Origin of the sequence: Kribbella voronezhensis (assembly GCF_004365175.1) — a bacterium.
Classification (GTDB): domain Bacteria; phylum Actinomycetota; class Actinomycetes; order Propionibacteriales; family Kribbellaceae; genus Kribbella; species Kribbella voronezhensis.
This window is the reverse complement of the sequence record NZ_SOCE01000003.1, coordinates 353411-366579: the sequence shown is the minus strand read 5'-3', so window position 1 is coordinate 366579 and position 13169 is coordinate 353411. Positions and strand designations below refer to the sequence as shown.

13 protein-coding genes are annotated in these 13169 nt (G+C 68.3%); 3 read left to right on the top strand and 10 right to left on the bottom strand.

Annotated features, from left to right (window positions below):
- Positions 1–17: 17 nt before the first annotated feature.
- Positions 18–1019, top strand: a complete 1002-nt coding sequence (locus EV138_RS36385) for an SAM-dependent methyltransferase (RefSeq protein ID WP_238158609.1) — start codon at positions 18–20, stop codon at positions 1017–1019.
- 93 nt (positions 1020–1112) lie between these two features.
- On the opposite strand, the gene rpmB is transcribed toward EV138_RS36385, so the two are convergent.
- From rpmB to EV138_RS36360, 5 genes are all read right to left on the bottom strand, one after another.
- Positions 1113–1334 (bottom strand): 50S ribosomal protein L28, encoded by a 222-nt coding sequence (gene rpmB / locus EV138_RS36380; protein ID WP_112237032.1) that lies wholly within the window; start codon positions 1332–1334, stop codon positions 1113–1115.
- An 83-nt stretch (positions 1335–1417) separates the two neighbouring features.
- Positions 1418–3403, bottom strand: coding sequence for an aldo/keto reductase (locus tag EV138_RS36375; RefSeq protein ID WP_133985262.1), 1986 nt, complete (start codon positions 3401–3403; stop codon positions 1418–1420).
- A 37-nt stretch (positions 3404–3440) separates the two neighbouring features.
- A complete protein-coding gene (locus tag EV138_RS36370) occupies positions 3441–4268 on the bottom strand; it encodes a carbohydrate ABC transporter permease (protein WP_133985260.1) in 828 nt (275 codons plus the stop codon).
- A complete protein-coding gene (locus EV138_RS36365) occupies positions 4258–5316 on the bottom strand; it encodes a carbohydrate ABC transporter permease (RefSeq protein WP_133985258.1) in 1059 nt (352 codons plus the stop codon). Before EV138_RS36365 ends, EV138_RS36370 begins: the two co-directional genes overlap by 11 nt.
- A 1-nt stretch (position 5317) precedes the next feature.
- The gene (locus tag EV138_RS36360) at positions 5318–6598 is read right to left on the bottom strand and encodes an ABC transporter substrate-binding protein (protein ID WP_133985256.1); all 1281 of its coding nucleotides are present in this window, start codon (positions 6596–6598) and stop codon (positions 5318–5320) included.
- Positions 6599–6809: 211 nt separating this feature from the next.
- On the opposite strand from EV138_RS36360, the gene EV138_RS36355 reads away from it, so the two are divergent.
- Positions 6810–7436, top strand: a complete 627-nt coding sequence (locus EV138_RS36355; RefSeq protein ID WP_133985254.1) for an HAD-IA family hydrolase — start codon at positions 6810–6812, stop codon at positions 7434–7436.
- On the opposite strand, the gene EV138_RS36350 is transcribed toward EV138_RS36355, so the two are convergent.
- Entirely contained in the window at positions 7412–8566 is a 1155-nt protein-coding gene (locus EV138_RS36350; RefSeq protein ID WP_133985252.1) for an MFS transporter, read from the bottom strand. The genes EV138_RS36355 and EV138_RS36350 overlap by 25 nt on opposite strands.
- Complete coding sequence (locus EV138_RS36345) at positions 8559–9179, bottom strand: HAD-IA family hydrolase (protein ID WP_133985250.1); 621 nt, start codon at positions 9177–9179, stop codon at positions 8559–8561. The genes EV138_RS36350 and EV138_RS36345 overlap by 8 nt, the downstream gene beginning before the upstream one ends.
- 48 nt (positions 9180–9227) lie before the next feature.
- Between EV138_RS36345 and EV138_RS36340 the strand changes: the two genes are divergently transcribed.
- A complete protein-coding gene (locus EV138_RS36340) occupies positions 9228–10406 on the top strand; it encodes an ROK family transcriptional regulator (RefSeq protein ID WP_202867115.1) in 1179 nt (392 codons plus the stop codon).
- A gap of 52 nt (positions 10407–10458) precedes the next feature.
- Here the strand turns inward: EV138_RS36340 and EV138_RS36335 are convergent, their stop codons facing one another.
- The 3 genes from EV138_RS36335 to EV138_RS36325 form a co-directional block, all read right to left on the bottom strand.
- A complete protein-coding gene (locus EV138_RS36335) occupies positions 10459–11100 on the bottom strand; it encodes a DinB family protein (RefSeq protein ID WP_133985248.1) in 642 nt (213 codons plus the stop codon).
- Positions 11097–11903: a bifunctional hydroxymethylpyrimidine kinase/phosphomethylpyrimidine kinase gene (thiD, locus tag EV138_RS36330; protein WP_133985246.1), complete on the bottom strand. Its 807-nt coding sequence runs from the start codon at positions 11901–11903 to the stop codon at positions 11097–11099. The genes EV138_RS36335 and thiD overlap by 4 nt, the downstream gene beginning before the upstream one ends.
- A 104-nt stretch (positions 11904–12007) precedes the next feature.
- Positions 12008–12967, bottom strand: coding sequence for a thiamine-phosphate kinase (locus EV138_RS36325; protein WP_133985244.1), 960 nt, complete (start codon positions 12965–12967; stop codon positions 12008–12010).
- Positions 12968–13169 lie beyond the last annotated feature (202 nt).

Below are 13169 nucleotides of genomic sequence, written 5' to 3'. Positions count from 1 at the left end.
GCGGCTTAGGGTGGGGTGTGGAGATCTTGTTCTCGGTGGCGACCGACAGCTATGAGTTGGCCGTTCGGGAGATCCGGGCGGAGTTCGGGCCCCGGGTCCGGATCGAGCGGGTCAGCGCGGATCTGGGCCGCATCGTCGAGAACGCACCGGCGATCGAGGACCTGGCTGCGGCGTGTGACACCGGGCGGATCATCTTCGTCCGGCATCTGACGGTGGAGCTGGCGAGCTTCAAGCCGGACGAGGTGCCCGAGCCGCACGAGTTGGCGGAGCTGGTGCTGGAGGGTCTGCCGAAGCATCCGCAGGCGCTGGCGGTGCAGACATGGACCGATGGCGCCGGGAGCGGCGGGTCGTACTACCACCTGCTCGAAGCTGCCCTGGGCGACCGCGGGATCGCGGTGAGCCGGGCCGGGCAGGACGTGGTGGTGTCGTGCTTCGTCTCCGCCAAGACGGTGCTCTTCGGGCGGAACCGGCTCGAGTACAGCCTGTCGGACTGGCCGGGTGGGCGGATGCGGCTGGCTCGGTCGGACGAGCGGGTGTCGCGGTCGGAGTTCAAGCTCGAAGAGGCGATCCAGACCTTCGGGCTCGACCTGCCGGCCGGCGGGAAGGGGCTCGACCTCGGCGCGAGTCCGGGCGGCTGGACGCGCATTCTGCGCCAGCACGGCCAGGAGATGTGGTCGGTCGACCCCGGTGCTCTCGATCCCCGCGTGACGGCCGATCGGCGGGTGCACCACATCGCGACGACCGCCGGAGAATTCTTCCGGCACAACCGCGTCCGCTTCGACGTCGTCGTGAACGACATGCGCATGGAGCAGGTCATGAGCGCCCGGGTCATGCTCGACGCCGTACCGCACCTACGCCGCGGCGCCCTCGCGATCGTCACCCTCAAAGGTGGCGGCAAGAACCCCCTCGACGCGGCCCACCGCGGCATCGACGTCCTCAGCAAACAGTACGACGTACTCCACGCCCGCCAACTCCACCACAACCGCCAGGAAATCACCGTCATCGCCAAATACCCTTAGCGCCAACGGCAAACGCGACGAGGCGCCCGGGAGGTTCCCGGGCGCCTGGTCAGGCCCTACACGGAGTTGTGCCCCGATCGGGGGCAGACGGTCCTAGCCGACGACGCGCTGGACCTTGCCTGCCTTGATGCAGGACGTGCAGACCTTGAGCTTGGTGGGGGTTCCCTTGATGGTCGCCCGGATGGTCTGGATGTTCGGGTCGAACCGACGCGCCGTGCGCTTCTTGACCCGACGGATCATCGCGCCCTTACCCAGCCGCGCAACACTGTTGCCGAACGTCGGCTTCTTGTCACAAACATCGCACTTCTTAGACATGATTCTCCGTGTTTAGGGTCGAGACACCGACAGACCATGTTACACAGCGGTCTGAGCCTCCACCAATTCGGTCCGATCGTGGACTACGCCTGTGTAAGCCACGCCACTTCGTCGGCCGACAGCGTCACCGACAGTCCCGGCATCGACGTCCGGGTCTCCGAGATCTGCCGCGGCCCGATCAGCGGGAACACCGGGTACGGCTGGTGCAGCAGCCAGGCCAGCGCGATCGCCGTCGGCTCGACACCATGCTCGGACGCCAGTTCGCGCGCCCGCCGCAGCCGCTCGAAGTTCTCGTCCGAGTAGAAGCAGCGAACCAGTTCCTCGTCGGAGCGGTCCTCCGGCTTCGCCCGGCCGGTGAAGAACCCGCGCGCCTGACTCGACCACGGGAACAACGCGACCTGCCGCTCCCGGAGCCACGCCTGCGACTCGTCGTCACTGACATGCCGGCAACCGGCCCAGGGTACGTCGTACGCCCGCGCCAGGCTGAGGTGGTTGCTCAGCAGCGTCAACGGCTGCTTCCCGTGCGTCGCGGCGTACTCGTTGGCCTCGTCGAACCGCTCCAGCGACCAGTTGGATCCGCCGTACGCCCGGATCCGGCCGGCCCGGAAGTGGGAGTCCATCACGTCGACGAACTCCCCGACCGGGATCTCCTCGTTGTCGCGGTGCATCAGGTACAGATCGACGTGATCGGTCTGCAACCGCTCCAGGCTCTCGCCGAGCTGCCGCGTGAGCGACTCGGGATCGCAGTTCGGCGTGTGCGCACCCTTGCCGATGACAACGACCTCGTCGCGGTTGCCGCGCGACGTCATCCACTGCCCGAGCAGCTTCTCGCCGCGCCCACCGCCGTAGATGTACGCCGTGTCGAACGTCGTCCCGCCCCGCTCGACGAAGTCGTCGAACATCGCGGCCGCGTGCGGCAGGGTCTCCTGGTTGTCCACGCCCATCACGAGCCGCGAGACCTGCTTCGCCAGGCCAGGTACCTCGCCGTACGTCATCGGTGCGTCCGTACGCCGGGCCAGCGGGCGACCCGTCGCGGTCGGGATGATCACGTCGTCCCGCTCCGAGTCGTACTGCTGCCCGATCGCCTTCCGCCAGGAGTCCAGCACCTGGAGATTCCCGAGCGTGTCCGCCCAGCTCATCTCCGGCGCCTGCCGCGCGTCGATCGCCTCGGCGACCGCCTCGGCCTCGGCCTGGTAGATGAAGGCCGGGTCCGCGGCGATGTCGCGCGGCTCCTCCCCCACCTTGTGCACAGTGACGTGGGTCGGCTTGCCGTCGCCGCCGAACCACGGGTCCTCGACCACGAGGTACCCCTCGCTGCCGAGCACACGCACCCGGTTCTCGTCGTTCAGGCGGACGCCCGTACTCACCTGGGCGGTCAGCCCCGAGTCGAAGAACAGGGTCGCGACGGCCCATTCGTCCACCCCGGTCTCGCCGACCTGACCGACCGCGGTCACCGCGGCCGGATCGGCGTACGGCGCTCCGGTGGCCGCGCCGGCGATCAGGCGCGCGTAGGACACCGGGTAGCCGCCGACGTCGAGGATGCCGCCGCCGGCCAGGTCGTTGGCGAAGATCCGGCTCTCGGCGTTGAACGACGCCTGGAACGCGAACGACGCCTGGATCTGGTGGACCTCGCCGATCGCGCCGTCGCGGATCAACTGGGCGACCAGCTTGGTCTGCGGCAGGCAGCGGTACATGTACGCCTCCATCAGGAAGACGTCGTTGCGCACCGCGGCCTCGATCATCGCCGCGGCCCAGGCGCGGTTGATCGCCAGCGGCTTCTCGCACAGCACGTGCTTGCCGGCTTCGGCGGCCTTGATCGCCCACTGCGGGTGCAGCGGGTGCGGGGTGGCGATGTAGACCGCGTCGACGGACTCGTCGGCCAGCAGATCGTCGTACGACGCGTGCCGGTTCGCGATGCCGTACTTGTCGGCGAAGGCGTTGGCCGATTCCGTACTACGGCTGCCGACCGCGACCACCTCGTTGGTGGCCGACGAGGGCACCTGACTGGCGAAACGGGACGCGATGTTGCCGGTGCCGAGGATTCCCCAGCGGAGCTTGGTGGAAGGCAAAAGATTCCTCTCGGAAGCAGAGTCGGAACATCAGGTATCAGAACTTCATGGCGCCGGCGGCGATGTCGGCGATGAAGTGGCGGCCGCCGATGATGAAGACACCGATCAAGGGAATCACGCTCATCAGCGCGCCCGCCATCACCATGCTGTAGTCGGTGCCGTACACACCGTTCAGCTGCTGCAGGGCGACCTGCAGGGTGAGCTTGTTCGGGTCCGTCATCACGATCAACGGCCACAGGTAGTCGTTCCAGACATTGATGAAGGTGAAGATCCCCAGGAACGCCAGGCCGGGCCGCAGTACGGGCAGGCCGACCGTCAGGTACTGGCGGAAGAAGCCGGCGCCGTCGACCTTGGCGGCGGAGATCAGTTCGTCGGGAATCGCGCCCTTGGCGTACTGGCGCATCCAGAAGATGCCGAACGCGTTCGCGGCGCCGGGGATGATCAGTGCCTTCAGCGACCCGATCCAGCCGAACTCCGCCAGCGTCACGAACTGCGGCACCAAGGCGAGCTGGGTCGGGATCATGAAGGTTGCCAACAGCAACCCGAAGAGCAGGTCGCGGCCGGGGAACTCGTACTTCGCGAACGCGAACGCCGCCAGCGAGTCGAAGAACAGCACCAGCACGGTGACCCCGAGCGAGGCGACCAGCGTGAGCAGCATCGCGCCGAAGAAGTCGATGTTGTCCAGCACGTGGCCCATGTTCTCGAACAGGTGCGAGCCGATCACCAGCTTCGGTGGGTAGGCGAAGATGTCCGGCGTGGTGTTCGAGGCCATCACCAGCATCCAATAGAACGGGAAGATCGAGACGACCACCCCGAGCATCAAGACGGCGTGACCGACGACGGTCCGGACTCGTTCAGTGCGCATCGGCGTGCTCCTTCCCCGCGTCGGCATCGGCCTTCCCCGTAGCGGCTCTCTCGGCGGCGATCCTGCGCTGCACCCGGCGGGCGGCACGACTGGTCAGCCGCTCGTCGTCGTTGCCGCCGATCAATCGCCAGTTGATCACCGAGAACAACACGATCAGGATGAACAGCGCCCAGCCGATCGCGGCGCCGTAGCCGAACTGGTTCTTCCCGAAGGCGCTGTCGTACAGGTAGGACACGATCGTCAGGCCGCCGTCACCGGGACCGCCGATCGCGCCGCTGCTGCCGAACAGCACCTGCGACTCGGTGAAGATCTGCAGCCCGCCGATCGTCGAGGTGACCGCGGTGAACAGGATCACCGGCCGCAGCAACGGCACCGTGATCCGCCAGAACATCTGCCGCGGCGAGGCGCCGTCGACTCGCGCCGCCTCGTAGATGTCGGAGGAGATCGCCTGCAGGCCGGCCAGGAAGATGATCGCGTTGTAGCCGGTCCACCGCCAGGCGACGATGCTGGCGATCGCGATCTTGATCCCCCACGGCTGACTGAGCCACTCGATCTTGTCCAGCCCGATCGACTGCAGGAACGCGTTCAGCAGGCCGAAGTTGTTGCTGAAGATCGACCCGAACACCATCGTGACGGCGACCACCGAGGTGATGTTCGGGATGAAGTAGGCGATCCGGTAGAAGGTGCGGAACCGGGTCGCGTTGTGCAGCGCGTTCGCGATCACCAGCGCCAGCGCCAGCATCGGCACGGTCGAGATCACCCAGATGATCAGGGTGTTGGTGATCGACTTCCAGAAACTCGGGTCGGTGAGCAGGTAGCTGTACTGCTCGATCCCGACCCATTTCATCGTGCCGATCCCGTCCCAGGAATGGAACGACAACCAGATCGAGAACAACACCGGGAAGGCGCCGAAGATCGCGAACAGGATGAAGAACGGCGAGACGGCGGCGTACTGCGGTATCGCCTGCCGGAACCGGTTCGGTGGCCCGTCGGGACTGTTCGCGCTCACATTCGCGGCCGGTCCACGGACCGTTTCACTGACGGCCATCTCAGATCGCCCCCGCCCGGGTGAGTTCGCGGTTGATCTGGCGCTGTGCGTCCTTCCAGGCCTGGTCGGACGACTTGCTGCCGATCTCGACATTGACCAGTTCGGCCGACAACGGCGTACCGATGATCGTGTCGTACGGGCTGAAATAGGCGCCGGGATACTTCTTCGCGGAGTCGGCGAAGACGTCGACGATCCGCTGGCCACCGAAGAACGGGTCGGGCCCGGTCAGCCGGGAGTCGGTGTAGCTGGCCGGCGTGGACGGGAAGAGCACCGGGTCGAGGAACGACTGGGCCTGGTTCTTGGCCGACTCCAGCCAGGTGATGAAGGCGAAGGCCGCCTCGGGATCCTTGCAGTACTTGGTGATTCCGAGGAAGGAACCGCCGCGGTTGCCGGGACCACCGGGCGACGGGGTGACCCGCCACAGGCCCTTCGTCTTCGGCGCCGCGTTCTTCGGGCCGAGCTGGGCCCACCAGACCGCACCGATGAAGGCGACCAGCCGGCCGTTGGTGACAACGGCGTTGGCGTCGGTACTGCCCGACTGGGCGTTGGCCGACAGCCCTTCCTTGACGACCCGGACCGCCAGGTCCCAGGCCTTGCGGATGTGGTCGCCGTCGCCGATGTACTGGCCTTCCGCGGTCATGTAGCGCTTGGGCATCTGCGCCAGGGCGTAGCTGAAGATCGAGGTGATGTTGTCGGTGATGGCCGAGCCCGGCACCGCCGCCTTCACCTTCTTGCCGAGCTGGATGTAGCTGTCCCAGTCCGGGGCCGCCGCGGCCACGTCCGCGGGCTCGGTCGGTACGCCGGCCTTCTCGAACACGTCGCGCCGGTAGAACAGCGCGGTCGGGCCGGTGTCCATCGGGAAGGCCATCATCTTGTTCTCGGGCGTGATGCCGAGCTTCCACTTCCACGGCAGGTAGTCGGCCTCGACCTTGTCGGCACCGAGGTCGCGCAGGTCGTGGAACTGGTCGGCGTTCGGGAAGTAGGTGGCGACGTCGTCGTTGATCCCGATGATGTCCGGCACCAGCGACTTGCCGGCCAGCGAGGTCAGCACCTTGGTCTTGTAGTCGCCACCGATCCGGGTCATCGCGAGCTTCTTGTCCGTGCCGGCGATCCCCTTCTCCGCGGTGGCGATCAGGGAGTCGTTCACCGAGCCGGTCCAGCACCACATGCTCAGCTCGTCGCGGCCGCCGAGCGAGCTGCGCGAGCCGCATCCGGTCAGTCCGGCAGCGGCCGCCACACCTCCCGCGCCGAGGCCCAGGAACCTCCGTCTGGTCACTGCCATGGACTGCCTCACCTACACCTTCGCATCGCTACCGGGAGGGGCACTTTTCGACGATTTTCGATGTTTGTTTGCGCGAGAAGTTGTCGACAAATGTTCAGACATCGCTAAGGTAAGCGCATACCAACTGAACCGGTCAAGGCCTCATCCGCCGGGTGGTCCAGATCCGGACCACCCTGCCCCCGGGCCGGGCGGCGGCTGGTTGGATGGGCGCATGCCGACCACCGCGATCGACACCGTCCTGTTCGACGCCGATGGAGTGATCCAGCGGCCCACCATCGACTGGCGCGCCACGCTGGCGACCTTCATCCGCCCCGACCAGTCGGCGGAGGAGTTCATCCTCGATCTGATGACCTCGGAGCAGCCGTCGCTGCGCGGGGAGGGCGACTTCCGCGAGGCCGTCGCCGAAGTACTGGCCCGGTGGGAGTCGACCACCTCTGTCGATGACGCGATGCAGCCCTGGCACTGGTTCGAGGCCGACCCGGTCGTGGTCGACCTGATCCAGCAACTCCGTACGGCGGGTGTCGGGTGCCACCTGGCGACGAACCAGCAGGCCTACCGGCGGACGATCATGCAGGACGAACGGCACTACGGCGACTGGTTCGACCAGACGTTCTACTCCTGCGACCTCGGCGTCGCCAAACCGGAGCCGGCGTATTTCCACGCCATCCTGGCGAAGGTCGGCAAGCAGGGCTCGGCAGTGCTCTTCATCGACGACAACGAGGGCAACGTGAAAGGCGCCCTGAGCGCCGGCCTGCACGCCGAGCACTACGACCTGGCCAATGGCACGGACGCCCTGCGCGAACTGCTGTCCCGCTACGGCCTCCCGACCTCCGCCTGAGGCCGTACTGCGGTCTGCGGCCGCCCGGGCCGCAGTGGCCCGCTGATCAGGAACAACACGAGCAGCAGCGGCAGCGTGATGAGAAAGGCCTTGCTGAGCTCCACGACCGTCGCCAACGCGGCCAGGATGGTGGGCGCGGCCAAGATCGCTGTCGCAGAGGCAAGCGCACCCAACGCCGCCAGCCGTACGGGCCGAATGCCAGGCGTTGCGACGAGTTCGGCGATGGTGAGCGGGTAGAGCGGAGCAACGCCGAGACCGGCCAGCAACAGTCCGGCGACCACGACGGCGGGCGCACCGAACAAACTCACCAAAAGGCTCCCACTGAGGGCCAGCAGCCCGGCCGGTACCAGTGGCGACCAGCCGCGGACGTGGATCGGCCCGATCGACCGGCCGACAGCCATTCCGATCGGGAACGCACTCCCCAGCAGGGCCGCGATCGCGATCGGCAGGCCGGCCTCCACCAGCCGGGCCACGGCCCACACCACGAAGCAGAACTCCACCGCCACGGCCAGCACGACCCGCGACCAGCCGCGAAACGCACTGAGCCACGGTGAGCCTTCACCGGCCGGCGTCGGATCAAGACTCTCCCCCGCTCTCGCCGGAGCCGCGATGACGATCAGAACAAGAAACGGCGGTACTGCGACCAGCATCGCCAGGCGCCCGGTGGGACCGAGCGAGTCGAGCCCGCCGATGGCCAAGGGCGCCAGGATGCCGGTCGCACTGCCGACGGCGTTGACCTTGGTGAGCCGGGCGGCTGCAGTCGGACCACTGAGCAGCAGTGGCGCCAGGAGCACCAGCAGGGCTCCACCGATGCCGATCAGCAGTCCCCCACCGACCGCACTGATGAAGCCGGGCGCTACCGCGACCAGGACGGCTCCGAGCGCACAGACGAGCGCGCCGCTTCGCAGTACGGCCGTGATCCTGCCAGTGCGGAGCAGGACCGGCCCTACGAAGGCAACGATGAGCAGACCGAGAGCGAAAGCGGACGGCAGCAACGCAAGGCGGCTAGCCGGCTCGTCGAGATCACGCGCCAGTACTGCGACGCAGGCGCCCATTCCGCCCAGCAGGAACCCCAGGGCCGCCAGAGCGAGACCCACTTCCAGGTCGACCCGCCGGGCGCTGTCACTCACGATGCTCGAGCAGGTCGGCGAGTTGGTGGAGGTCGGCGAGATCCAGGTCGCCGGACAGGCCTTTCAGGGCAGCGGTCATCGAACCAGCGGCCCGGCCGGCCTGCAGGCCTACTTCGGCGTCCTCCACGACCAGGCAGGAACTGGGCGGCGTGTCGAGCAGCTCGGCAGCACGGAGGTAGCCCTCGGGGTCCGGCTTGCCGTTCGTGATGTCCTCGAAGGTCACCAGGACTGGCGGGTCGATGCCGGCGGCGCCGAGGCGGGCCTTGGCGAGCTGACGGTCAGCGCTCGTGACGACGGCCCACGGCAGCCCGAGTCGCTCGATCGTGGCGAGCACCCGGGCGGCGCCGGGAGCGGCGGAGACGTCCGACAGGTCGTCGTACTGGAGTTGCAGTTGGCGGTTCGCGGCCCGGATGCGGCCGGGCTCGTCGAGGGCGGGGAGGATTCGCGCGACGGTGGAGTCGGCGGGGCTGCCGTGGGCGATGGCGAGCACGGCCGAGGCGTCGACGCCGTACTCGCGCGCCCACGTTGTCCAGGCGCGCTCGACCGCCTCGTCGGAAGTGACCAGCGTGCCGTCCATGTCGAACAACACGGCGCGCACTTGCTGCAGGTCCATCGACTCCTCCATTAAACTCGTTCTCCGAGCATAAGGGAGAAGGTCCCCGTGACGGCAAGAGTCGGCACCACATCTTCGCGGCGCGGCCGGTGGCAGACGGCCGCCGAGGTGCTGAGCCTAGTTGGTCGGCAGCCGGGCATCACGCGGGCTGCAGTGGCGCGTGAGCTGGGGCTGAGCACCAGTTCGGCGACTGAGGTGACCGCACGGCTGCGGGAGTTGCAGTTGCTCACGGAGACGCCGGCACCGAGTCGTGGTCGCGGTCGGCCGACCAGTGTGCTGCTGCCGCATCCAGAAGGGCCGCTGGTTCTTGCGGTGAACCTTCGGCAAGGCACTTGGCGCTCTGCGGTCGTCTCCCTCGACGGAACGCTCCATGAGCAGGTGACGACGCCACACCGGAGCAGGCGACCGGAGGCGGTGCTGGCGAGCCTTCACGAGCGTGTGGAAGCGACTGCGGCGCAGTACGGCGATCGGTTGCGGGTGGTGAGCCTTGCTGTCGCGGGGACGATCCGGGACAACCGGTTGATGCAGGCGTCGACCTTGGGGTGGGGCGAAGTCGATCTGAGTCCCGTGGTCGGGGACACCGGGCTGACGCTGCTCGCGGGGAACGACGCGACGCTCAGCGGGGTGGCCGAGTCACGAACCGGCGCTGCGGCGGGGGCGGGGACAGCGCTGCATCTGATCGTCGAGGTCGGCTTGGGTGGGACTCTGATTCTGGACGGGATTCCTGCGAGTGGGGCGACCGGTGCCGGTGGCGAATACGGGCACATGCCCTTCGGCGATCGTTCGTTGCGGTGTCCGTGTGGAGCGAGTGGTTGCTGGGATCTGGAGATCGACGGTCGCGCGCTCGCCCGGCGCCTCGGGGATGCCGAGCCTGATGACCCGCTCAGTTATGCCGAAGCAGTGTTGCAACGCACCGACCCGGCGGCGTCGGCTGCCATCGAACTCTCGGCGACCTCACTCGGCTCGGGCATCGCCGGCCTGGTGAACGCCCACGACCCCGACGTCGTCACCCTCGGCGGCCTGGCCGTCCCCCTTCGCCAGAGCGCACCGGCAGCCTTCGACACGGCGTACCGGTCCGGGCTGATGCGCTTCCGCCGAGCCACTCCCCCGCCGATCCTCAACTCCACCCACTCCACCGACGGCGCCCTCCGAGGCGCCGCGGCCCTCGCCCTGGACCACATCACCACCGAACCAGCCATCGCCGCCTGGGCAGAACCAACAACCTAGGTACGACGACCGCCGCGCCTCCTCCGTCGCAAGACGCCCTCGTCCTGTTCGGTCAGGTCCCGGTTGGTTCGTCGGCGGTGGGGGTGGCCTCGTCGGTTTCGGGGTCGGCGTCTTCGGGCGGTGCGGCTTTGGGGGCGGGGATGATGGGGGGTTCGAGTTTGGCCAGGATGGTGATGATGTCCATCCGGTGGTGCTGGATCTCGTGGGCGGTGTGGCGGATCAGCCAGCCGAGGGTGCGGGGGGCTCGGACCGGGTAGTTGTAGAGGCCGAGTTTGCCGAGTTCGGCCGGTTTGAGGACGCGGGCGGCGGCGCCGAAGTCGCGGGCGTTCTTCATCAGCGCGGCGGCGACCACCATCGGGTCCTGCTGTTCGTACTTGAGTTCCTTCAGCCGCCCGCTGCGATCCATCGGCGCGTACACCGGGCGGTCCTCGGCCAGGCACTGCGCGATCCGGGCCCGCTGCACCTCGAGGACGTCGCGGACATGGCAGGCGTACTCGATCGCCGACCACACCTCGGGCTCCGGCCGGAGCCGGACCACGTTCACGTCCGGCCCGGCGGCCGCCTTCGTCAGCGCCATGCTGCTCTCCGCGGACTGCCGGATCAGCGTCGTCACCGTGCCCTGCAGATCACCGGTGTCGTAGTTGAAGCCACATTCCTGGCACAGCCCGTCGACCGGCGGCCGGCTCGTGTTCACTGGTCACTCCTGGTCCGAAATCGCCATCCGTGGTCCACCGGGCCGATCCCGCCGCCGAGCGCGAACCCGGCGGCGACCGCCCCGCTGATGTAGTCCTTCGCAGCACCGACAGCAGCCGGTACGTCGTACCCGCGCGCAAGGTACGCCGCGATCGCACTGGCCAGCGTGCACCCGGTGCCGTGCGTGTGCCGGTTGTCGGCCCGCGGCGCGCTGTACTCCCGCCGTACGCCGGGCCCGTGCAGTACGTCGATCGCGACCGGGCCGTCGTCGTGGCCGCCCTTCACCAGTACCCAGTCGGCACCGGCGTCGAGCAGGATCTTCGCGGCCAGCTCGCGATCTTCGCCGTTCGTCCCCGCGACGGGACCGAGCTCGGTGAGGTTCGGTGTCAGCACGGTCGCCAACGGCACGATCTCCTCCCGCACGGCCTCCATCGCATCCGCGGCCAGCAACGCGTCGCCGTGCTTGGAGACCGACACCGGATCGACGACCACCGGTACGCCGGGCGGCAGGGTCCGCAGCAGCGACGCGACCACCCGGACCATCGAGGCGGAAGCGAGCATCCCCGTCTTCACCGCGTCCACGCCGATGTCGTCGACCACACTGCGGAACTGCGCTCGCACCTGCTCCTCGGGCAGCTCCCAGGCGCCTTGCACGCCGATGCTGTTCTGCGCGGTGATCGCCGTCAGCACGCTCATCCCGTGCACGCCGTTGGCCAGCATCGATTTCAGGTCGGCCTGGATCCCGGCCCCGCCACCGGAATCCGATCCGGCGATCGTCAGCACCCTGGGCGGCGCGGCAGTCATGTCAGCTCCTCAACTCGAGCGGGTCCACTCAACTCTTAGTCCCTCACACCGCCCCAGGCCGGCCGCAGTCGGCCCTCGACCCCGGGGCGGATCGTGCGGGGTCGTTACCCGAAGTGGGCGTGTCCCGGGGCGCCGGTGTAGGCCGCACCGTCGACGGTGACCGTTCCGGGCGGCAGGTTCTCGTTGCCCTCGGCAACTGAACCGATGACGGTCCAGCCGTCCGGTACGTCGGCCGGCTCGAAGGTGGCCACCAGTGCGTGGTCGTCACCGCCGCCGAGCACGAACGTCAGCGCCTCCACCCCGGTGGCTGCCGCGACGGCCTGCAGCGGCTCGGGAATCGCCAGCGCCTGCGAGCGGATGTCGATCACGACAGCGCTGGCATCCGCGATGTGGCGCAGGTCGGCGATCAGCCCGTCGCTCACGTCGCACATCGAGGAGGCGCCGGAGATCGCGGCGCGCGGACCCTCGGCGTACGGCGGTTGTGGGCGGCGGTGTGCGTCCACGACGGTCCGGGGCGAACGGAAGCCACGGTTCAGTACGGCGACGCCCGCTTCGGCCCAGCCGAGCCGGCCGACGAAGGCCACCTCGTCGCCGGGGCGCGCGCCGGACCGTAGTACCGGGGCTCTGCCGTCGAGGGAACCGAAGGCGGTGACCGAGACGACGACCTTGTCGGACTGCACCACGTCGCCGCCGACGATGCTGACGCCGAGCAACTCGGCCTCGTCGGCGATGCCCTGGTTCAGTTCGACGGCCCAGCTGGTCGGCAGGTCGGCGGGCGCGCCGAAACCGGTCACCAGCGAGGTCGGCCGGGCCCCCATCGCGACGATGTCGGCCAGGTTCTGCGCGGCCGCCTTGCGGCCTACGTCGTACGCCGACGACCAGTCCTGGCGGAAGTGCCGGCCTTCGATCAGCAGGTCGGTGGTGATCACCATCCGGCCGTCCGGCACCGCCACCACGGCCGCGTCGTCGCCCGGCCCGACCAGGACGTCCTCACCCCGGGGCAGCCCTTTGGTGACGGCTTCGATCAAGCCGAACTCACCCGTTCCACCCAACGTCTCTGTCACGTCAGAAGACCTCCCATATCGCTCCGGTGAGTCTAAGTGTCCTGAGCCGGTCCTCACGCCGCACCAGCGGCGCCCAGGCACGCTGGCACTGGCGTGACTACCGGCTCAGGACACTAGGCGGTACGGTGACCGGGCAACGAAGAGTACGCCGGGCCGCTCTGCAGTACCGTGGCCGGATCCAGCTGAGGACGACTGAGTGGAG

Coding starts and splice junctions, on each gene's coding strand:
- thiD (WP_133985246.1), bottom strand. CDS start 11,903: ATGACTGCCGCGCCGCCCAGGGTGCTGACGATCGCCGGATCGGATTCC.
- EV138_RS36365 (WP_133985258.1), bottom strand. CDS start 5,316: ATGGCCGTCAGTGAAACGGTCCGTGGACCGGCCGCGAATGTGAGCGCG.
- EV138_RS36355 (WP_133985254.1), top strand. CDS start 6,810: ATGCCGACCACCGCGATCGACACCGTCCTGTTCGACGCCGATGGAGTG.
- EV138_RS36345 (WP_133985250.1), bottom strand. CDS start 9,179: ATGGACCTGCAGCAAGTGCGCGCCGTGTTGTTCGACATGGACGGCACG.
- rpmB (WP_112237032.1), bottom strand. CDS start 1,334: ATGTCTAAGAAGTGCGATGTTTGTGACAAGAAGCCGACGTTCGGCAAC.
- EV138_RS36360 (WP_133985256.1), bottom strand. CDS start 6,598: ATGGCAGTGACCAGACGGAGGTTCCTGGGCCTCGGCGCGGGAGGTGTG.
- EV138_RS36370 (WP_133985260.1), bottom strand. CDS start 4,268: ATGCGCACTGAACGAGTCCGGACCGTCGTCGGTCACGCCGTCTTGATG.